This window comes from Pedobacter jamesrossensis (assembly GCF_042650905.1).
Classification (GTDB): domain Bacteria; phylum Bacteroidota; class Bacteroidia; order Sphingobacteriales; family Sphingobacteriaceae; genus Pedobacter; species Pedobacter jamesrossensis.
The window spans coordinates 160,296-180,642 of the sequence record NZ_JBHSBY010000146.1; the positions used below are offsets into that span (position 1 = coordinate 160,296).

Here is a 20,347-nt window from a genome sequence, read left to right on the forward strand (position 1 = left end):
GAAATTAGTGAGCAGCTAACCAGTTCTCGCCTTCGCCAATTTCTACAACAATTGGTACAGTTAGTTTAATAGCATTAGTCATTTTATCTTGAATGATTGCTTTCATTATTTCTTTTTCCGACTTTAAAACGTCGAAAACCAACTCATCATGCACCTGCATAGTCATGGTCGACTGAAGTTTTTGAGCTATCATTTCCTTATGGATATTAATCATGGCAATTTTAATCATATCGGCTGCAGAACCTTGAATTGGCGCATTAATCGCATTTCGCTCTGCGAATCCACGCACCGTTTGATTAGCCGAATTGATATCTCTTAAATAACGTCGTCTACCCATAATCGTTTCAACAAAGCCATTTTCTCGGGCAAAATTCATGGTATCGCTCATGTAGCGTTTTATACCAGGATATTGGGCAAAATATTGCTCGATAATTTCAGCAGCTTCCTTGCGAGGAATACCTAAATTTTGAGATAAACCAAAAGCAGATTGACCGTAAATAATACCAAAGTTTACCGCTTTAGCATTTCTTCTTTGTGTGCTATCTACATCTTCGATACTAATTCCGTAAACCTTAGCGGCTGTTGCCGTGTGGATATCGATGCTTTTTGTAAATGCATCGAGCATATTTTCGTCTTTACTGATTTCGGCTATGATTCTTAACTCAATCTGAGAATAATCGGCAGATAACAGAATATGGTTTTCATCTCTGGCGATAAAAGCCTTTCTAACTTCTCTCCCTCTTTCTGTACGAATAGGAATATTCTGTAAATTAGGATTATTAGAACTTAATCTTCCTGTTGCAGCTACCGCTTGATTATATGAAGTATGAACGCGACCGGTTTTTGGATTAACCATTAGCGGCAAGGCATCAACGTAAGTAGATTTAAGCTTCTGCAACTGGCGGAAATCTAAAATATCCTTTACAATATCACTTTTACTTGCTAAGGCTGTTAAAACATCTTCTCCAGTTTGATATTGACCCGTTTTAGTTTTCTTCGCTTTAGGGTCGAGTTGAAGTTTATCAAACAAAACTTCGCCTAATTGCTTTGGCGATGCGAGATTAAACTTAATCCCTGCCTTTTCATAAACACTTTGCTCAGATTTGATGATTTCTTTTTCAAGCTCTGCCGAGTAAGCTTTAAGGGTTTCCATATCTATACGAACACCTTCTTTTTCTATATCAGCTAAAACATAAACCAAAGGGTTTTCAATTTCTTCGGCAAGTTTTGCTGCATTTAATTCTTTTAGTTTTGGTTCGAAAACATGCGCCAGTTGTAAAGTTACATCAGCATCTTCAGCAGCGTAATCTACCACATCGATAACTGCTACATCCCGCATGGTTCCCTGGTTTTTCCCTTTCGGTCCAATTAACTTCGTTATGGAAATTGGAGAATAACCTAAATAGTTTTCGGATAACACATCCATTCCGTGGCGGGTATCCGGGTCGATTAGGTAATGCGCCAACATAGTATCGAAAAGTTTTCCTCTTACCTGTACACCGTACCATTTGAAAACTAAAATATCATACTTGGTATTCTGCCCAATCTTTTCAATTTTTTCGTTTTCGAGCACAACCCTAAATTCATCAACAATTGCTTGTGCTTCTTCTCTAACTGCCGAAACCGGAACATAATAACCCGTACCCGGTTTTATCGAAAAAGATAAGCCAACCAAATCAGCCATGTTTGCATCTGTACCCGTTGTTTCTGTATCGAACGAGATTCTATCTTGCGTAAGCAAAAGCTTTATTAATTCTGCTCGCTGCTCTGTAGTTTCAACAAGTTTATAATCGTGTTCGGTGTTTTCTATTGTTTTAGCCGGTAGCTTTTCTGCCGGCTCCTCTTCTATTGTGTTTGTATATTGAATGGTTTCTACCGAATGATTTCCAAATAAATCAGTCTGTGCACCTTCACCATATTTTGCTGTAGTAACTGAAAATCCATCTCCAAAAACTCTGCGACCTAAAGTTCTGAATTCTAATTCTGTAAACAGCGGTTCTAATAAATCACGACTTGGGTCGCAAAGTTCTAAACTTGCCTCGTCTAATTCGACCGGAACATCTAATAAAATTGTAGCCAGTTTTTTTGAAAGTAAACCTTGCTCGGCAAAATTTTCTACGTTTTCGCGTTGCTTGCCTTTTAGCTCGTGCGAGTTGGCTATAATGTTTTCCATCGAGCCATAGGTTTTAATTAAAGATTTCGCTGTTTTCTCGCCAATACCCGGAATACCTGGGATGTTATCAACTGCATCACCCCATAAACCCAAAATATCTATAACCTGCAATACGTTATCAATCTCCCATTTTGCAAGAATTTCTTTAACGCCAAGAATCTCCATATCATTGCCCATTCTTGCGGGTTTGTATATGAAGATATTTTCAGAAACCAATTGCGCAAAATCCTTATCGGGAGTCATACAATAAACCTGATAGCCTTTCTGTTCTGCCTTTTTGGCAAGTGTACCTATAATATCATCCGCTTCGTATCCGTCGGATGTAATTACCGGAATGTTAAAGCCTGTTATCAATTTAATAACGTAAGGCATTGCTGCAGCCAAATCTTCGGGCATTGCCTGGCGTTGTGCTTTATAGGCTTCGTAGGTGGTGTGTCTTTCTGTAGGTGCTTCTGTATCGAAAACGACTGCAATATGTGTTGGTTTTTCTTTCTTTAAAACATCGAGCAAAGTATTGGTAAAACCCATTACTGCTGATGTATTTATACCTGTAGAGGTGAAACGTGGGTTTTTACTTAACGCAAAATGCGCTCTATACATTAGCGCCATTCCATCCAAAAGAAAGAGTTTTTTATTATTCATGTGATTACACAGATTTAATGATTACCGATAAAAATGATGTATCGGATTTGTAAATTAACCAAAGTTAATAATCTGACGAAACTAAAACGTATGAATTTTAGGAATGATGTGCCAAAAGCATTAAAATTGCGTTATCCTAATTATTAACCTTTACTATGAAGATTTTTTGCTTTCTTATTGCAATATGCTTATTCAACATTTTTAGTGTTGATGCACAAGATTTTATCGTAAAAAATAACGATGATGTAATTCGTGGAACGATAAAAGGAACGGATTATTTCTCTGTTTTTATTAGTGAAAATGATAAAACTGATGTTATTCTTCCGGCGAGAGATGTGAAGAATTTCTTTTGGAATGGGAACAGTTATTTAAGCAAAGGTTTTGCTACAGGTAAAAATTTAGAATACCGTTTTGTTAAGCTAATTGAAATGGGAACCGTTAACTTATATTCTTTCGGTGGAGAAAACTTGATGCCGCCAGTGAAACAGAAAAATGTAAGATTCAGACCTTCGGTTGGAATAGGAACTGGTACTGGTGGTTACGGCGGGATGGGCTTAGGTGGTGGAATTAGCATTGGAGGAGGTCGAAATACTATGCCCGACAGACCAGCTGGCGCACCAGTGGTAAGGTATTTTATCGAAAAGCCTGGCGCCGGACCTTTACAGGAAATCCCGATTAAAGCAATTACTGAAGATATTAGAAAATCAGAAGTAAAAACAATTTTGCTTCAAAAACTTGGCGACCAACCCGCCATGAAAGAAAAGGTTGAAGCCAATACTGCACTAAACAGTCGCGATGTAATTGAGTTGATAAAAGAGTATAACGAAGCGAAGAAATAGGATGGATGCTAATCGGTGGTATTAAATCGAGCAAAAATCATAAGGCTGATAAACTCACCATTTTTGATTTCACAATCCATCATTGTACCTTCATAATTAAAGCTACTATTCAGTAAAGCCTTAGCACTATTTTTATTCTCTAGCTCTACAAAAGCTTCTATTCTATTTATATTTAAAATATTAAAAGCATAAGCACTGGTTAAATATATTGCTTCGGCAATTATTCCTTTACCCCAAAATTCTGGCAAAAGCCAAAAACCTAATTCTATTTTTTTGTGCTCCACACTAAGATTATTAAATCCAATTGCACCATAAAAAACTCCGTTTGGAGCACAAATTGCCCACCAAATTCCCTCTCCCTGATTTTGCAAATCCGCAAACCATTGTAATTGTTGTTTCGAAGATTCTAAACTAGAATAACTAACGCCATAATATTTAATAACATCTTTGTTAGATAAACCTTTATAAATATTCTGTAAATCATCTTCGCAAAAAGACCTTAAAGTTAGTCTTTCACTTTTAAGAATAATGTCAACAATTTTTGCAGAAGCTTTCATTTAAATATTTATTGGAATATCTACTCAGCTGAATTCAATTCGTCCCAATATTCGACGGCTCTTCTGTAATGCGGAATAACAATACTTCCACCAACCAGGTTTGCAATCATAAAAATCTCATTCATTTCTTCACTGTTAACGCCGGCATCTTGGCATTTACCTAGATGATACTTAATGCAGTCATCGCAGCGCAAAACCATCGAGGCAACCAAACCTAACATCTCTTTCGTTTTAACATCTAAAGCCCCATCAGCGTAAGAGGTTGTATCCAAAGCAAAGAAACGTTTGATATTGGTATTCGCGGTTTCCATTATTCTATCGTTCATTTTTTCGCGATAGCCATTAAATTCTTCTACTAATTTTCCCATTGCTATTTAATTAAATCCTTTTTGCAAATTAATTGTTTAAAACAAAAGCAATAATCAACATGAAAATTATTACCCCTAAATTTCACGCAATATTAGATTTTGTTCTGATTATTTTATTATTGGCATCGCCCAACATTTTTCATTTAAGCGATACCGCTTCTATCCTATGTTATGCCTTGGCTGTAATCCATTTTTTATTAACAATAATTACCGATTTTAGCGGCGGCATTTTTAAAATTGTGCATTTAAAACTGCACGGATTAATTGAACTGGTGGTAAGTGTTTTACTTGTAATTCTGGCCTTTACTTTCTTTAAGGGAAATCTTGTTGATGAAATTTACTTTGCCTGTTTGGGCCTTTTAATCTTGATAATTTTTACCCTTACCGATTACCAGAAAGCACCTCCATTAATTACAAGGTAATTTCATCCATCGGATTCCAGAATACCTTTTTAAAATCCACAACCTTATCATTTTTAACTTTTACGCCTTCCTGGTCTAACATTTCTTCCATCAGTTCTGGCGGACTAAAATGAAATTTACCCGTTAATAAGCCGCTACTATTTACAACCCGGTGTGCCGGAACTTTAGGATGAGCCGTACCTGCGTAAGCCATTGCATGCCCAACCATTCTGGACGATTTTGCAGCACCCAAACTTTTAGCGATGGCTCCATATGAGGTTACTCTTCCCTTAGGGATTAATCTGGCAATCTCGTAAACCTGTTCGTAAAAGTTTGTATTCATTATTCAAACGAAAATTGAATGTAGTTTATATTTTTATCGTGTAACAAATACTTTTTCTCGTAATATGTTTTAATAGACAAAACCTCATCCGCAAATTCTGACGTATATAAATGGTCAGTATTTTTATGAACTTTCAACCCTAATTCTTCTACTTTATCACAAGTGTAAAGATAAAGCTGGTCGTTATCGGTTTTAAGGTTAACCTTGCCACCTTGCTTTAAAACTTGCTTGTATCGGTTTAAAAAAGCTGGAAAAGTTAACCGTTTTTTCTCGCGACTATCCTGTGGTTGTGGATCGGGAAAAGTTATCCAAATTTCATCAATTTCTCCATCACCAAAATAATCTAACAGGTTTTCTATCTGAATTCTTAAAAAAGCAACGTTATCAATTCCCTCTTCAATTCCTGTTTTGGCACCACGCCAAATTCGGTTCCCTTTATAATCTACACCTATAAAATTCTTCTCAGGAAATAACTGAGCCAAATTAACCGTGTATTCACCTTTACCACAAGCTAATTCTACAACAACGGGGTTGTTGTTTTTAAAATGTTCTTTAGCCCAATTGCCCTTTAAAGGCTTGCCTTCTTCTAACTGATATACGTTTGCAAATGTTTCTATTTCAGCAAAACGTCTTAATTTATCTTTACCCAAAAGTTTTTTTCGACAAAAATACAATTAAATCATTCAACGCTACTTTTTTTACGAAGAATCTTAACCAGTATTTGCACAATGGATCGTACTTTTGCGTTTAAATTAATTTTTTTCAATTGGAAAAATCAGCGAAAATATACATTGCAGGCCATCGCGGAATGGTGGGTTCGGCTATTTATAGAAAATTAGAAAAAGAAGGCTATACCAACCTTTTAACAAAAACTTCGGCAGAATTAGATCTTCGTAATCAACAAGCTGTAACAGATTTTTTTGCCATAGAAAAACCTGAATATGTATTTTTGGCTGCTGCCAAAGTTGGTGGTATTGTTGCGAATAATACTTATCGTGCAGATTTTCTTTTTGAAAACCTAGCCATTCAAAATAATGTAATTCATAACGCATACTTAAATAGCGTTAAAAAATTAATGTTTTTGGGTTCGAGTTGTATTTATCCAAAAATGGCTCCTCAACCTTTAAAAGAGGAGTATTTACTAACCGGAACTTTAGAAGAAACTAATGAACCGTATGCAATCGCAAAAATTGCTGGTATAAAAATGTGCGATGCTTACCGCGACCAGTATGGCTGCAATTTCATTTCGGTTATGCCAACTAATTTGTATGGCTATAACGACAATTATCACCCACAAAACTCTCATGTTTTACCAGCATTAATCCGCAAGGTACACGAAGCAAAAATTAATGAGGAGAAACAAGTAACAGTTTGGGGTTCGGGTTCGCCAATGCGAGAATTTTTATTTGCTGATGATTTAGCTGATGCTTGTTATTTCTTAATGGAAAACTATAATGAATCAAATTTGATCAACATTGGTGTTGGTCATGATTTAACCATAAAAGATTTAGCCCTTTTGATTAAAGAAGTAATCGGTTTTGATGGAGAATTGGTTTTTGATGCAACAAAACCTGATGGAACGCCACGTAAATTAATGGATGTAAATAAACTGCATAACTTAGGCTGGAAACATAAAATCGATTTAAAAGAAGGTATAGCTTTGGCTTATCAGGATTTTTTGAGCAGATATTAGTTATTTCTTCGCCCTGATTTTACTTAAAAACTCTGGTGTAAAACCTAGATAAGAAGCGAGCATGTACTGCGGAATGCGTTGCACAAATTCGGGAAATAAACCATTAAAATGGCGGTATCTTTCCTCAGCTGTGAAACTGTATAAAAACATTATTCTCCTTTGAGAGGCTTGGTGATTTTTCTGTAGAATCAACCTAAAATATTTTTCCATTTTCGGCAACTTGGCAAACATTTTATCATAGTCATGTTGCTCTATTGCAATCACTTCTGTGTTTTCTGCAGCCTGTATAAAAAATTCTGAGGAGTTTTGAAACAAGAAACTTGTTAGATCGGTAATCCACCAGTTTTCGATACCGAATTGTGTAGTTTGTTCAACACCTTTAATATCTATAAAGTAAAGCCTTAAACAACCTTTTACAACAAAATAGTTCGCTCGGCAAACCTGGCCTTGCTCTAGTACAAATGCTTTCTTTTTAATTGAAAAAGATTTGAGCAACGATGCAAGTATTTCTTGTTCAGCATCACTCAAATCTACAAATTTGTTAATATGGGCAAAAAGCGCTTTAAACATCTATTTATTGAATTTATGATAAAATTAAGCATAAATTCAATAAACTTTTAAAGGGAGAAAGCCTTAAGATCTGGTTGAGCCCATTCGCCCCAATCTTTCATTGCTGCCATTAAAACCTTTTTTAAACCTGCATTATCTACCGGTTTACCTTTACTTGGTGGTAACAAGTCTTTTTCTGGCACAGTAACTTCAGTTACTTTAGTAGCAAACCAGGTAACATTTTCATGCGGCAGTGCAAGCCCAAGTATCATTCCTGGCAAACCAGCGAAAGATTCGGGTCCTCCCGAAACGGCAATTTGATTGGCATAATAAGCCACAACATAAACCGAATCCATGATGATGGCATTTGCTCTGCGACATTCATAACCAGCAATTTCACGGGTTTCATCCGTAATTTTCCAGTTTATTTTACGAATGCTATCCTTTACCAGATAAGTAGCTTCGTAAACGCTTTTTTGTGTTGTGCTGCTTTCTGTTTTAAAATCTGTGCCTATAATATTCTTTAAATCAGAAATTGGATTATTTGCAAGCCAATTGTTACTCGCTGGCGATGAATCTTCTTCAAATTTGTAAAGGCTTTTTTCGCTGTTAAATTTAAGTATGCTTTTTGCCGATTTAAATTGAGGATTGTTCTTTTTATAGCTCTCGAAAGCCTGATTCATATAGCTCTCATTATTCTTAGTAATCCGTTTTTTTATTAGGGCATATATATTAGATCTTTTTTCGAATTCGATAACTCCGTTTTTTATAAAGTGTACATTTTGAGCCAAGCAATTATTAGCAATAAAAATAATTGAGAGTATAATTGTAAGTTTTAACGCTGTTTTCATGATAATTAGTTTTGAGGTTTAACGCCGCCGCCCATTTTGGTAAAGTCCCAGCTAAGTGAGAACATAAAATATCTTTGAATTGTAGTGTAGTTACTCTGTATAATATTTCCATTCGTTGCAGAACGGCTAAACCCTTGATTTTGATTTAACAAATCATACCCGGTTACAGATGCTTTTAAATTCTCAGATTTGAAGAACTTTTTACTGATTGTTGCATTCCATAAAAAGCGTGTGAACGATTCGTTAAAAGCTTGTGTTTTTGCTCTGTAAGTGTACTCCCCATCAGACCCGATTTCAAATTTACCTGGTAAATTAACTTTTCCGGAGAAATATCCTTGGGCTCCCCACCCGTTACTATTGGCTGCTTGCTGCACTGATGCTTCTGAAGTATTATAACTTGGGCCGAAGTAGGCGTAAAAATCAAATTTCTTATCCTTGTATTTCGAAATATTAATTGTTGGGCTATATGTCATCGATTTTGTTTCATTTAAAACACTGTTGATGTAATTATAGGAGGTACTTCCATTCATATTAAACCCTAGGCCGGTATTTAAATCTATGCCCTTTATTTTTCGTCCAAAACTTGAGTAAACACTAAAATTAGAAGGCATTTTATCTGAAATATTAACAGACCTGAAAGTGCTTTTACCAGCAGCATCGGTGGTAACATCGCTTACAATTGGGTTATTTGTAAAACTGTAAAAACCACTTATGTATATAGATTGGCTGCTTAAAACTTTATAAGAATTATAACTTGCACTTATATTACTTCGGAATGATGGTCTTAAATCAGGATTTCCGAGCGTTATGTTTAATGGGTCTGTATTTACTCTGATTGGTTGAATTTGATCTAATGATGGTTGATTGGTATTACCATTGTAATTTATCCTAAAAGATTTTTGCTGAGAAAAATTATACTGATACATAGCCTGCGGCATGTAGTTTATAAAGTTTCTATTATATGTTTTTTTATTGTACAAATCCTCTTGCTTAAAATCTACCCCACTAAATTTAGAACCAACATTAAAAACAGTTTTTCCCTTTCTGAAGTTAAAAATTGCTCCTCCTTGATTTATTACCTGATCCAATTGATAATCGTTACTGAACTGCGAATCAAAAGCGTCGTAATTCCCTGGAGTTGATTGGTTAAAAGATTTTCGATCAGATCTTCCATTAATTAAACTCAGGCCATAATTAAGCGCTAAGGTTAATGTTTTTGATAATGGTTCTGTATAGGCAAGGTTTGATTTAAAAACGTTGTTTGTAATGTTGTTTACCTTATACTGATCTACATTTTGTGTACTATCTATGCCACCTGTTAAATTGTAAAAGCTATTTGCTGAATTTAAATATCCTTCCGTTTTGCTATCAGATATCGATTGGTTTAAGTTTAATGATAAAGTACGCCCTTTTTTCTTCAGTCTTTTTGTTAAAAGCGCATTTATATTAAAGATTTTATCGTCCCCGTCATTAGTTAATTTTCTTGCACTTGTATTTAATAAACTGTTATCACCTCTGGTACTTAATGTTGCATAATCCGTAAGTGTAGAGCTGTTTTTTATTGTTCCATCCACGTTTACTTTTAACGTTAAAGTTGTATCGAGTTTAATTTCATACATCGCATCTAATTTTTGTCTGAAAACATCATTATCAAAAGTTTGATTAGAATTAGTATTTATTATCCCAGATGCAAGGTTATTTTGGCTAATTGTGCTTCTATCCCCAACAACTCTAAGCGAGCCAATTTTATAATTCGTATTTAAGGTTTCCTTGTCGTCATTCCATTTGTTATCGAAATGTAAGCCGCCCGTTCTGGCAACTGGAATACCCTGGCCGTTATATTGCCCGCTGAACGAGTCAAAATCATCGCCGCCACCCGTAATATAAATACCGCCATCATCACTTACCGTCATATTATTAGATGAGCCATATTTCTGACTATCTTCCCAGCCTAACCCCACCTTTCCATTGTTACCCAAAACACCATAAGCAGAGAATTTCTTTTTACCTGCGAATTTGTTAAACATTAACTGCCCCTGATAATATTCATCAGTACCCACTCCAGCTATGGCCTTACCAAAATAGCCGTTCTTTGCGTTTTCCTTTAGCTTAATGTTTAGTGTTTTGGTTTTCTCACCATCATCTACTCCCGTAAAAGTTGCCTGATCGCTTTTCTTATCATATAATTGAACTTTATCAACCATATCGGCTCTAATGTTTTTAGTTACAAGCGTTGGGTCATCCCCAAAAAATTCCTCACCATCTACTAAAACCTTAACATTCTTCTGCCCTTGAGCGGTAATTTTTCCATCCTTATCAATTTCTATCCCGGGAAACTGCTTAATTAAATCTTCAACCTTTGCATTTGGTTCAATATTATACGCCTGTGGGTCGAATTCTGTAGTATCTCCTTTTATTTTGATAGCCGAGCGGTTTCCTTTAATAATTACATCGGCAAGTAGTTTCGCTTTGCCTGTAAGATTAATTTTGCCGTAATCAACATCCTTTTTTGTAGAGTCTAAAGCAAAATGATCTACAAAATCTGCATATTTTGGGTAAGAAACCAATAAGATGTATTTGCCATTTTTGATGTTAGATAATTCAAAAGATCCGTTTTCTGCTGCTCTGGTAAATTTTACCATAGTAGAATCCTTAGCATTTAAAACTGAAACAGATGTTCCTCCTAAAATTGTTGTTGATGCAGTGTCGATAACACGACCTTTAATACTGTGTACACTTTGCGCCTTTGCCGAAAAAAAACAAAAGATAAGAAAGCACACCGAGAGTAGTATTCTTTTCATAGATGAGATTTGGTTTATACTTCGAATATAAAACTAATTCCTTAGTTTAAATAGAAGTTAACATTTTTTAACAAAAACATTGTTGTTACATAACAACAAGTCCTTGAATTTTAAAAACCTTCTGCAAACCATTAATAAACTGCATTATGACCCTCAATTCGTCGAGGTTACAAAATTTCTATTCGTTTTCGTATAGATATTACAGGCGTTCGTCTATAATAACACGGCTGTGGTATATTACCCGTATCTCGGGTGAAACGTTTCTCAATTACTGTCGTCTTATATTCAAAACAACCTAACATTTAAGGATTTAAAAAAAAATTATAACATATAAAATATTAAGATCATGAAAAATTCTATCAAAAACTTATTCGCAGCAGCATTAGTAATGGTTACTTTAAGCGGCGCAACATTAGCAGCAAATGCAACAGAAAACAATTCAAGTTATACTGCTTTAACTCAGGTTAAAAATATTACCAAAATAGCAGTTAGCGGAAATGTAAAACTTATCATCGTTCAGGATGCTAAAGAAAGCATCGAAGTTTTCGATAAATATTACTCTAACAATGCTTTAGTACAACAGCAAGGTTCAGAGCTTCGCATTAGTTCTTTTACAAAAGATGCTTTGACTGTTATCGCTCATATAAACAATCTTACATCTATAGAAGCATCAAATACATCGAGCGTTACAACTTCAGGAAAATTCAATTTGTTAAACCTTGATGTAATTTTGAAAGATAAAGCTTCGGCAAACATCAATGCAAATACAATTAATTTAAATACAATTGCAAACGATGGCACAATATTAAACTTAGAAGGAACTACAGAAAGTCACACTGCAACTCTAGGTAATGAAGCAAAAATGAATATGGGTGATTTCGCATCAGCAAATACAAACATTAGCATTATGCCAAAGGCAATTTATGCGAATAATTTATCTCGCTACGAAGATTTAAAAATCGACTTATTAGAAAAACTTTTCTAATAATCTACATACATAGTTTAGTTTTAGTTAATGATAACGGTAGCAGAGCGATTCTGCTACCGTTTTTTATTTTATGAATTTTAACCAAAAACTACCGAAGCTTATTTTTAAGAACTATTTACCCCTTTAACAAAAAAAATCCCGAAGTTAAAAACTTCGGGATGGGTATATAATGACCTCATAGGTAGAGGGAATTTGCTTTTACTATCCTTGCGTTTTAGCAGTAGATTTTAATGCATCGTTAGCTACAATTACAATCTCTACACGACGGTTAGCAGCACGGCCAGCATCAGTTTCGTTATCAGCAATTGGCTCAGCAAAACCTTTTCCAATTGTTACTAATCTTGATGATGGAACACCTTGAGAAACTGCATAAGCTTTAACAGCTGCAGCCCTTCTTTCAGATAAACCCATGTTATATTGTTCTGTACCACGGCTATCTGTATGCCCGATAATTTTAATATCTGTATCAGGATATTGATTTAAAGATGAAGCAAGACTTTGAACATTTGCTTTTGCAGCATCTTTTAATGCCGTTTTATCAAAATCGAATAAAATACCACTATCAAATTTTACAATAATACCCTCTCCTTCGCGAATAACTTCTGCATTAGGAATTGCTTTCTGAATTTCTGCAGCCTGTCTATCCATTCTACGGCCAATAAATGCACCCGCTGTGCCACCAATAGCACCACCGATTAACGCACCAACCGCCGTATTCCCAGCTTTTTTACCAATTAATGCACCAACAACTCCACCAGCAGCAGCACCAATACCAGCGCCCTTTTGTGTTTTAGTTAAACTATCGCAGCTTTGAAGTGCCATTGAACCAACTGCCAATCCTATGCTTAATGTTGCTATTCTTACTTTTGAAATACTCATAATAATTTAGGTTTAATTTCCTTGGGTTCTTTATTCAAACACAATGCCAAAAATTATTATTAGAGTATTTTAAATCTATTTACATTCAATAGAGCTAGAAAGAATAAATTATAAACCATAAAAAAGAGTCCTGATTTTTTCAGGACTCTTTCATTGTATCATTATTAGTACAAAAACTAAGCAGAGAAGTAACTTTCCAATTCTTTAAGCGTGTTTTCGTCTGTTTTAAAGTCTTTAATCACAACGCCTTTTTCTACTAGAATAATTCGGTTACAGACATCAGTAACGTGATTTAAATCGTGGCTTGAAATAAAAGTTGTCATGCTACCACTTTGTGCTTTTAATAAGTTTTTTAAACGGATTTGAGTGGTTGGGTCTAAATTTGCAAAAGGTTCATCCAGAATTAAAACCTCGGGCTTTTGCATTAAAGCTGCCGCAATACCAACTTTAACCTGGTTCCCTTTACTAAAATCGCGAATGTATTTTCCGCTATTTAAGATTTCACTATTAAAAAATTCCCCGTATTGTGTAAGGTAGCTAGAAACATCAGCAACACTTAAATCGTGTAAGCTGCCGATGAATATAAAGTATTCTTCAGGTGTTAAATAATCAATCAGAAAGCCTTCATCTAAAAATGATGCAGTATAGTTTTTCCAATTATCATTTTGCATCACATTTTCGCCTTTCGATAAAATCTCACCTTCACTCGGGCGAATTAAATCCAGAAGCATCCTAAAGAAAGTTGTTTTTCCTGCACCATTATTGCCAACTAAGCCAATGGTTTCACCTTGCTCAATTTGTATGTGCTCTATGTTTACAACAGTCTTATCGCCATAAACTTTTTTCAAATTTTTAACTTCTAAAATCATAATTATTCTCTAAAGCCTTCGGCTATTTTATAACGTTGTTTTTCAAATTTTGCAGTGATAAAGTCTACCCAGAAACTACGCATTAAAAGCATAATTAATCCAAATAACGACACAACCATTAATCCCCAATATGGCAAATTCATTATCCCAAAGGGCAAATACAATAGAATTGGTGTTAAAGCATAAGGAAACATTAACAACCATTGTGTTGCGCCAGTACCCTGATAATTAAAACTTGCAGCTTTCGTAATATCTAAACGCTTATAATTTAAGGTAGCAAGGTAAAGTACGATTACCGTACCAAAACCAATATTGTACAAATATGCTGCAATGTGTAAGAGCAACAACTTCGGACTTAAAAAACCATAAAAACTGGCTAATAAGGTAATAACTGTTGCACCAATCGTAAAGAGTAAAAACTTGGCTTTTATATAATCTTTAAAATTGATTTTATTAGCCAGTAAACCATCGAAATGAGCACTTTGCCAGGCAAACATAAATTGCCCATATATAATAATTGAAATACCTGTCATAAAAATAGCAGCGAACATCATTTGTCCGAAAGCGTCGCTATCTATAGATTTTTCTTTATAAAAGATGAAGCCATAAAACAAGAAGAAAAAGCCCAGTATTAATGAAGAACGAGAACGCTTATGGCGTAAAATCAATTTTAGTTCTAAAGCCGCAAGTTCTCCAACTCTACCAAATCGATTTAAGAATGCATAATCTGTACTTACTTTTTTCTCCTGTCTACTGCTTAATTCTTCAGCATATAAATTTCTACGTAGGAAATCGGAGTTTAATTTAAAGATACCAAACGCCAATATCGGGAAGATAATTGCATAGTAAGGATGTGCAGCAATCGCTTGAAAAACATAATTAGAAGCAGCCATTATAGAGATTATTTTGTAATAATCAAGCGCTGCAAAGGCTGCAAAAATTGCGAAACCGATAAATGTGTACCAGGTGTTGGCAATCGATTTTCTTTTAATATATAAAGCCAGGTAATTGTTCAGAACAGCCAAAGAGAATACTGAAACGATATACATTAAAGTTGCAAAGAAACCATAAGCAGGCGCTATCCTCATAAAACAAAATGGTAGAAAAATAAAAAACGGCCATAAATTAAAAGCAGAAAAAAGTGCTTTAACATTTAAAAAACTTATGATTTTAATTTTCTTTATTCTTAAATGTAAGTAAGGAATTATGCTTAAAGTTGGTAAATCCTGAAACTGCAAGCGCATTATAAAATCGAAAGCAAAATAATAAAGTATAATCCCGTTAAAGCTTTTTATCACATCTTGATTAGGAAAAACTTTCGGCAACAAAAATGCCATTCCGAAACCTGCACCAAGTGCAAGCACTAGAAAATAAAGCAGAAAAAACCCAAGAACAATTTGCGTAGCGATACTGCTGCCTCTGTTCCGCGAACGCCAAAAAGATTTCCTTTGATGGCTTAAAAAAGTACTCAGCATAATTTAGTTTAGGTATTAGTAAAAGGTAATGATTTATTTATTAGTATATCTTTTAGATGAAATGTTACATTAATACTTGTATTTATCTTTCCAATTTTGCCTTAATTTCTCCCGCAGCTTTTCTTCTGCAGGATTTTTCCCTGGGTCGTAAAGTTTAGTTCCGCTTAATTCATCGGGGAAATATTCTTGTGCCTCAAAATTACCTTCGTAACCATGCGAATATTTGTAATCCTTACCGTAACCGATGTTTTTCATCAGCTTGGTTGGTGCATTGCGAATATGTAAGGGTACTGGCAAATTTCCAGTTTGTTTAACCAAAGCCTGGGCATGGTTTATCGCTTCATAAGAAGCGTTACTTTTTGGCGAACTAGCCAAGTAGGTTACGCATTGGGATAAAATAATCCTTGCTTCCGGATAACCAATTACATTTACCGCAGTAAAACAATTATTAGCTAAAAGCAGTGCATTTGGATTGGCATTCCCAATATCTTCTGAAGATAAAATTAATAATCGCCTTGCAATAAATAATGGGTCTTCACCTCCTTCAATCATTCTGGCTAGCCAATAAACGGCTGCATTTGGGTCGCTACCGCGGATGGATTTAATAAAAGCTGAAATGATATCGTAATGCTGTTCGCCTGCTTTATCATAGAGCGCTAAATTTTGCTGGGCATGGGCTAGAACACTTTCATTGGTGAGTGTAATTTTATCTCCTCCAATTCCATTAACAGCAATTTCTAACACGTTTAAAAGCTTTCTTGCATCGCCACCACTTAACCGAATTAAAGCTTCATGCTCTTTTATGGTAATTTTTTTTTGAGATAAGATTACGTCTTTTTTAATGGCTGTTTGAAGTAATCCCGCCAGCTCTTCTTCTGTTAATGATTTTAAAATATAAACCTGACATCGGGAAAGCAATGCAGATATGACTTCAAAAGATGGATTTTCTGTAGTTGCACCAATTAAAGTAACCAAGCCACGCTCTACAGCACCAAGTAAACTATCTTGCTGCGATTTACTGAAACGATGAATCTCATCAATAAATAAAATCGGCAAGCCTAAAAAACTATCCTTTAGAGCTGCGGCCTTATCAATTACTTCGCGTATGTCTTTAACGCCGCTGTTAATTGCGCTTAAATTAAAAAAAGGCCTATCTAAAGCTTGCGAAATAATGTAAGCGAGCGTTGTTTTTCCAACTCCAGGTGGCCCCCAAAATATCATAGATGGCAGCTGACTGCTTTCTATCGCTTTGCGTAAAACGGCACCCGTACCTACCAAATGTTTTTGTCCAACATATTCATCAAGATTTTGAGGACGCATTCTCTCGGCTAATGGGGCTTGGTTCTGCATAATGGTAAATATAGGAAATTTGACTGTTTTTGTAAATCTACATTTCCCCTAAGTTTTTTCTTTCAATCCCTTAGGTTTATTTAACATAGTACATGGACTTTTCGGCTGTTTTTTCGTCTTTTAGAATGGACCACAGCGAAACGTCTGTTTTTGAATAAAGCTCTTTTGCAGATTACAAAGATTTCCCGGTTTTACTCGAAATGATGATTCAATCATTTCTTCCATGAATTCGGTATTTCTGCGGGAATTCTATTTTTTGAAAACGTTTGTTCAGTAATCCTTTTGGTTTTGCAGCCCTGCTTTCCATTACAAGCCAAATAAAAAATTGGGGCTTTCCATTTCAATCACGTTTATTTAACAAAGTAAATACGCTTTTTGGCTGTTTTTCGATAGCTCGATTGGAGCGCAGCGAAATAGATAGTTCTTTGAATAAACGTTTTTTTTTGCAGATTACAAAGATTTCTCGGCTTCGCTCGAAATGACGGTCGATCATTTCTTCTGTGAATTCGGTGTTTCTAAGGCAATTCTATTTTTTGAAAACATTGTTCAGTAATCGTTTTTACCTCTGGTTAATTTATTAATCCTCTATTTTAGAATGGTGTTTGGTATCCTTCATCGTTGTATATAAAATCAATGAAATTAAAATGCAGGCTGTAACATACCAGTAGAAATAATTTTCGTGACCAATGTTTTTAAACCAAAGAGCAAAGTATTCTGCTGTTCCTCCAAATATGGCAACCGTTAAAGCATAAGGCAAACCAACGCCCAAAGCCCTTATTTCTGCCGGGAATAACTCGGCTTTAACTACAGCATTAATGCTAGTATAACCGCTTACAATAATTAAAGCACCTATCATCAGTAAGAAAATAATTGTTGTATTGGTTTCATTTGCTAGTCCAGTTAAAATAGGAACGGTACACAAAGTACCTAAAACACCAAATCCAATTAATAAAGGTTTTCTTCCGATTTTATCGGATAACAACCCAAACAAAGGCTGCATAATGGCAAATACTAAAAGTGAAATGAAAGATAAGGTGGTAGAAGTTTCCTTACTTAAATGAACGGTATTTACCAGAAACTTTTGCATATAAGTACTGAAAGTATAAAAGGCGATTGTACCACCTAAGGTTAGCCCTACAACCGTAAAAACTTCTTTTGGGTATCTCATCAAGACAGCTATGCCTCCTTTTTTCTCTTCTTTATTTTTCTTAAAAGCCGAAGTTTCATCAATGTGTCTTCTTAAATATAATGCAATAAATGACAGAATTGCACCGATAAAAAATGGAATTCGCCAGCCCCAATCCTGCAATTCTGCCGGCGTTAATAACCAGTTCTGTAAAACCAACTGAATACCGAGCGCCAATAATTGACCGCCGATGAGTGTTACATATTGAAAACTGGAATAAAAGCCACGATGTTTTTTCGTTGCCATTTCACTTAAATACGTTGCCGAAGTTCCATATTCACCACCTGTACTCAAACCTTGTATTAACCTCGCGAAAACCAATAATAATGGAGCAAAAATCCCAATTTGTTTATAACCGGGTGTTAAACCAATAATTAGTGACCCAATCGCCATAATTAATACCGAAAGTGCCATCGATTTTTTTCTGCCCTTTTTATCGGCGATGCTGCCAAATAGCCAGCCACCAATCGGACGCATTAAAAAACCTACGGCGAAAATTCCTGCAGTGTTTAAAAGTTGCGCTGTTGGATTACTGTTTGGGAAAAAGGCAGGAGAGAAATATAAGGCAAAAGCCGAATAAGTATACCAATCGTACCATTCAACTAAATTTCCAACAGAGCCACCGAAAATAGATTTCAACCGATATTTTACTTCATCAATTTCTTTTGGCGTAAAATCGTTTGTAGATTGATTCATGTTTTAGTTAAATGAATGATTTTTGAGGGAGATAATTTCAAACACAAGTTACATTCTTTTGTTTATTTTAGTATAAATTGTAAGATAGTTTGAGCGTAACGGATTTGCAAGAACGTATTAAAAAAATCACGAACTCAAGCATTCAATCTATCATCCACTCATTTCAAATATGAAAGATAACTTTTCCACCCAATCTGCCGAATACGCCATTTATCGTCCAACTTATCCACAAGAGCTATACGATTATTTATTTACTTTAGTTAAAAACAAAGATGCTGCCTGGGATTGTGCTACCGGAAACGGGCAAGTAGCAAGAGTTTTAGCGCAACATTTCAAAGGCATTTATGCGACAGATATTAGCGAAAAACAATTAAGCCAGGCACTAAAAATGCCAAATATTGTTTACAACGTTGAACCTGCCGAAAAAATAAACGTACCCGATAACAGCTTTGATTTGATTACCGTTGCACAAGCCATCCATTGGTTTAATTTCGAAGAGTTTTATAGTGAAGTAAAACGCACTTTAAAACCCGAGGGGCTTATTGCTGTAATTGGTTATGGCGTAATGTTTATCGATAAAAAGGTAGATAAGGTGGTCCATAAACTTTACGAAGACATTCTAGGAAAATACTGGGATCCGGAACGTAGGTACATTGAGGAGGGTTATAAAACAATTCCTTTTCCTTTTGATGAAATTACGCCACCTCACTTTCAAATTAAGACTTCGTGGAATTTTAACCAGATGATTGGTTATTTAAACACCTGGTCCTCATTGCAGCATTACAAAAAAGCCAACGACAGAAACCCATTGGAATATATGTTTACCGAGTTAAAAGAGGCGTGGGGAAATGATGCTGAAAAAGATGTTCATTTCCCGATTTTGTTGCGGATTGGAAGATTAGCATAAAGACAATTTATCAAATTAGTCAAATTTAAAAAATGAGCTTACTTCAACTTCTTCAACAAATCTAATCTCAACTCTTTAATTCCTTTTACCACTAAGCCTGCAACTTGCTTTGCACCATCAGGACTTAAATGTGTATCATCCTTTTTTCCTGTAGGATAATTTACATTGCCAGAATCAACGTAGTTGAACAATTTTATCGATTTAACATCACCTAATTTAGTTAGCAAACCCTCTGTTTTCACCAACATATCAATTAGCGGAACTTTTAAAGAATCGGCGACTTTTCGGGTTACATCAGGATAATGTCCATGCGAGTCTGTTAACACTCCATTCTTGAAACTTCTTCTTGAAATTGGGGTAAGCAAAACCGGAATTGCTTTTTTACTTCGTGTTTCATTAACGTAATTAACCAGATTGGTTTTAAATTCAGCCAATGATGTTCCTGTTCCCGGCTTATCAATTTTTTCGTCATTATGCCCAAATTCAATAAAAACGTAATCGCCAGGTGATAGTTTTTCTAAAATAGGTTGCCATTGATTTTCGGCTTTAAATGATTTTGTACTTCTACCATTAAGTGCTCTGTTATCAACCACAACTGTGCTCTCGAAAAATGATTGCAATTCCATTCCCCAGCCCGTTTCCGGGTAAGCTTTTGCCTGTTTATTTGCCGCTGTAGAATCGCCAATTATATAAATAGTTGTTTTACTTTGGATAAGCGTAAATGATACTAAAATAAAAGATATAGCGGTTGAAGCTAAAATCATTTTTCTCTTCATATTC

At 35.2% G+C, this 20,347-nt stretch carries 19 protein-coding genes; 5 read left to right on the top strand and 14 right to left on the bottom strand.

Going from position 1 to position 20,347, the window contains the following annotated elements; genetic code table 11:
- Positions 1-4: 4 nt before the first annotated feature.
- On the bottom strand, positions 5-2,815 hold the full coding sequence (gene polA, locus ACFOUY_RS21415) for a DNA polymerase I (RefSeq protein WP_378963333.1): 2,811 nt from the start codon (positions 2,813-2,815) through the stop codon (positions 5-7).
- A gap of 155 nt (positions 2,816-2,970) precedes the next feature.
- On the opposite strand from polA, the gene ACFOUY_RS21420 reads away from it, so the two are divergent.
- Positions 2,971-3,654 carry a hypothetical protein gene (locus ACFOUY_RS21420; RefSeq protein WP_378963334.1) on the top strand — a complete coding sequence of 228 codons (684 nt, stop codon included), beginning with the start codon at positions 2,971-2,973 and terminating at the stop codon, positions 3,652-3,654.
- An 8-nt stretch (positions 3,655-3,662) separates the two neighbouring features.
- Here ACFOUY_RS21420 and ACFOUY_RS21425 read toward each other — a convergent pair whose 3' ends face one another.
- Both ACFOUY_RS21425 and ACFOUY_RS21430 read right to left on the bottom strand, forming a co-directional pair.
- The gene (locus tag ACFOUY_RS21425; RefSeq protein WP_378963335.1) at positions 3,663-4,211 is read right to left on the bottom strand and encodes a GNAT family N-acetyltransferase; all 549 of its coding nucleotides are present in this window, start codon (positions 4,209-4,211) and stop codon (positions 3,663-3,665) included.
- 20 nt (positions 4,212-4,231) lie between these two features.
- Positions 4,232-4,579 carry a carboxymuconolactone decarboxylase family protein gene (locus ACFOUY_RS21430; protein WP_378963336.1) on the bottom strand — a complete coding sequence of 116 codons (348 nt, stop codon included), beginning with the start codon at positions 4,577-4,579 and terminating at the stop codon, positions 4,232-4,234.
- Between the two features lie 59 nt (positions 4,580-4,638).
- On the opposite strand from ACFOUY_RS21430, the gene ACFOUY_RS21435 reads away from it, so the two are divergent.
- On the top strand, positions 4,639-5,001 hold the full coding sequence (locus ACFOUY_RS21435) for a hypothetical protein (RefSeq protein WP_378963337.1): 363 nt from the start codon (positions 4,639-4,641) through the stop codon (positions 4,999-5,001).
- Here ACFOUY_RS21435 and ACFOUY_RS21440 read toward each other — a convergent pair.
- Entirely contained in the window at positions 4,991-5,323 is a 333-nt protein-coding gene (locus ACFOUY_RS21440) for an MGMT family protein (RefSeq protein ID WP_378963339.1), read from the bottom strand. The genes ACFOUY_RS21435 and ACFOUY_RS21440 overlap by 11 nt on opposite strands.
- Complete coding sequence (trmB, locus tag ACFOUY_RS21445; RefSeq protein ID WP_378963340.1) at positions 5,323-5,973, bottom strand: tRNA (guanosine(46)-N7)-methyltransferase TrmB; 651 nt, start codon at positions 5,971-5,973, stop codon at positions 5,323-5,325. The genes ACFOUY_RS21440 and trmB overlap by 1 nt, the downstream gene beginning before the upstream one ends.
- A gap of 116 nt (positions 5,974-6,089) precedes the next feature.
- Here trmB and fcl point away from each other — a divergent pair, with 116 nt between their 5' ends.
- On the top strand, positions 6,090-7,016 hold the full coding sequence (gene fcl, locus ACFOUY_RS21450) for a GDP-L-fucose synthase (protein ID WP_378963341.1): 927 nt from the start codon (positions 6,090-6,092) through the stop codon (positions 7,014-7,016).
- Here the strand turns inward: fcl and ACFOUY_RS21455 are convergent, their stop codons facing one another.
- The 3 genes from ACFOUY_RS21455 to ACFOUY_RS21465 are packed head-to-tail and all read right to left on the bottom strand — an operon-like array spanning position 7,017 to position 11,217.
- Positions 7,017-7,586 carry a Crp/Fnr family transcriptional regulator gene (locus ACFOUY_RS21455; protein WP_378963342.1) on the bottom strand — a complete coding sequence of 190 codons (570 nt, stop codon included), beginning with the start codon at positions 7,584-7,586 and terminating at the stop codon, positions 7,017-7,019. It lies immediately after the preceding gene.
- Between the two features lie 47 nt (positions 7,587-7,633).
- On the bottom strand, positions 7,634-8,416 hold the full coding sequence (locus tag ACFOUY_RS21460) for a GLPGLI family protein (RefSeq protein ID WP_378963343.1): 783 nt from the start codon (positions 8,414-8,416) through the stop codon (positions 7,634-7,636).
- A gap of 5 nt (positions 8,417-8,421) precedes the next feature.
- Positions 8,422-11,217 carry an outer membrane beta-barrel family protein gene (locus ACFOUY_RS21465; protein ID WP_378963344.1) on the bottom strand — a complete coding sequence of 932 codons (2,796 nt, stop codon included), beginning with the start codon at positions 11,215-11,217 and terminating at the stop codon, positions 8,422-8,424.
- Positions 11,218-11,563: 346 nt separating this feature from the next.
- On the opposite strand from ACFOUY_RS21465, the gene ACFOUY_RS21470 reads away from it, so the two are divergent.
- Positions 11,564-12,202, top strand: coding sequence for a GIN domain-containing protein (locus ACFOUY_RS21470; RefSeq protein ID WP_378963345.1), 639 nt, complete (start codon positions 11,564-11,566; stop codon positions 12,200-12,202).
- A 204-nt stretch (positions 12,203-12,406) separates the two neighbouring features.
- On the opposite strand, the gene ACFOUY_RS21475 is transcribed toward ACFOUY_RS21470, so the two are convergent.
- The 5 genes from ACFOUY_RS21475 to ACFOUY_RS21495 all read right to left on the bottom strand — a co-directional run bounded on the left by ACFOUY_RS21475 (position 12,407) and on the right by ACFOUY_RS21495 (position 18,660).
- Positions 12,407-13,084 carry an OmpA family protein gene (locus ACFOUY_RS21475; RefSeq protein ID WP_378963346.1) on the bottom strand — a complete coding sequence of 226 codons (678 nt, stop codon included), beginning with the start codon at positions 13,082-13,084 and terminating at the stop codon, positions 12,407-12,409.
- Positions 13,085-13,260: 176 nt separating this feature from the next.
- On the bottom strand, positions 13,261-13,953 hold the full coding sequence (locus ACFOUY_RS21480) for an ABC transporter ATP-binding protein (RefSeq protein WP_378963347.1): 693 nt from the start codon (positions 13,951-13,953) through the stop codon (positions 13,261-13,263).
- 2 nt (positions 13,954-13,955) lie between these two features.
- Positions 13,956-15,428 (bottom strand): DUF5687 family protein, encoded by a 1,473-nt coding sequence (locus ACFOUY_RS21485; RefSeq protein ID WP_378963348.1) that lies wholly within the window; start codon positions 15,426-15,428, stop codon positions 13,956-13,958.
- 69 nt (positions 15,429-15,497) lie between these two features.
- Positions 15,498-16,778: a replication-associated recombination protein A gene (locus ACFOUY_RS21490; protein ID WP_378963349.1), complete on the bottom strand. Its 1,281-nt coding sequence runs from the start codon at positions 16,776-16,778 to the stop codon at positions 15,498-15,500.
- Positions 16,779-17,355: 577 nt separating this feature from the next.
- Complete coding sequence (locus ACFOUY_RS21495; protein WP_378963350.1) at positions 17,356-18,660, bottom strand: MFS transporter; 1,305 nt, start codon at positions 18,658-18,660, stop codon at positions 17,356-17,358.
- 169 nt (positions 18,661-18,829) lie between these two features.
- Here ACFOUY_RS21495 and ACFOUY_RS21500 point away from each other — a divergent pair, with 169 nt between their 5' ends.
- Positions 18,830-19,567, top strand: coding sequence for a class I SAM-dependent methyltransferase (locus tag ACFOUY_RS21500; RefSeq protein WP_378963352.1), 738 nt, complete (start codon positions 18,830-18,832; stop codon positions 19,565-19,567).
- A gap of 38 nt (positions 19,568-19,605) precedes the next feature.
- On the opposite strand, the gene ACFOUY_RS21505 is transcribed toward ACFOUY_RS21500, so the two are convergent.
- Complete coding sequence (locus ACFOUY_RS21505) at positions 19,606-20,343, bottom strand: rhamnogalacturonan acetylesterase (RefSeq protein ID WP_378963353.1); 738 nt, start codon at positions 20,341-20,343, stop codon at positions 19,606-19,608.
- Between the last annotated feature and the right edge of the window lie 4 nt (positions 20,344-20,347).

Bases quoted from the DNA above. Each gene is read 5' to 3' on its own strand.
- polA (WP_378963333.1), bottom strand. From the start codon at position 2,815: ATGAATAATAAAAAACTCTTTCTTTTGGATGGAATGGCGCTAATGTAT.
- ACFOUY_RS21420 (WP_378963334.1), top strand. From the start codon at position 2,971: ATGAAGATTTTTTGCTTTCTTATTGCAATATGCTTATTCAACATTTTT.
- ACFOUY_RS21425 (WP_378963335.1), bottom strand. From the start codon at position 4,211: ATGAAAGCTTCTGCAAAAATTGTTGACATTATTCTTAAAAGTGAAAGA.
- ACFOUY_RS21430 (WP_378963336.1), bottom strand. From the start codon at position 4,579: ATGGGAAAATTAGTAGAAGAATTTAATGGCTATCGCGAAAAAATGAAC.
- ACFOUY_RS21435 (WP_378963337.1), top strand. From the start codon at position 4,639: ATGAAAATTATTACCCCTAAATTTCACGCAATATTAGATTTTGTTCTG.
- ACFOUY_RS21440 (WP_378963339.1), bottom strand. From the start codon at position 5,323: ATGAATACAAACTTTTACGAACAGGTTTACGAGATTGCCAGATTAATC.
- ACFOUY_RS21455 (WP_378963342.1), bottom strand. From the start codon at position 7,586: ATGTTTAAAGCGCTTTTTGCCCATATTAACAAATTTGTAGATTTGAGT.
- ACFOUY_RS21460 (WP_378963343.1), bottom strand. From the start codon at position 8,416: ATGAAAACAGCGTTAAAACTTACAATTATACTCTCAATTATTTTTATT.
- ACFOUY_RS21465 (WP_378963344.1), bottom strand. From the start codon at position 11,217: ATGAAAAGAATACTACTCTCGGTGTGCTTTCTTATCTTTTGTTTTTTT.
- ACFOUY_RS21470 (WP_378963345.1), top strand. From the start codon at position 11,564: ATGAAAAATTCTATCAAAAACTTATTCGCAGCAGCATTAGTAATGGTT.
- ACFOUY_RS21475 (WP_378963346.1), bottom strand. From the start codon at position 13,084: ATGAGTATTTCAAAAGTAAGAATAGCAACATTAAGCATAGGATTGGCA.
- ACFOUY_RS21480 (WP_378963347.1), bottom strand. From the start codon at position 13,953: ATGATTTTAGAAGTTAAAAATTTGAAAAAAGTTTATGGCGATAAGACT.
- ACFOUY_RS21485 (WP_378963348.1), bottom strand. From the start codon at position 15,428: ATGCTGAGTACTTTTTTAAGCCATCAAAGGAAATCTTTTTGGCGTTCG.
- ACFOUY_RS21490 (WP_378963349.1), bottom strand. From the start codon at position 16,778: ATGCAGAACCAAGCCCCATTAGCCGAGAGAATGCGTCCTCAAAATCTT.
- ACFOUY_RS21495 (WP_378963350.1), bottom strand. From the start codon at position 18,660: ATGAATCAATCTACAAACGATTTTACGCCAAAAGAAATTGATGAAGTA.
- ACFOUY_RS21500 (WP_378963352.1), top strand. From the start codon at position 18,830: ATGAAAGATAACTTTTCCACCCAATCTGCCGAATACGCCATTTATCGT.
- ACFOUY_RS21505 (WP_378963353.1), bottom strand. From the start codon at position 20,343: ATGAAGAGAAAAATGATTTTAGCTTCAACCGCTATATCTTTTATTTTA.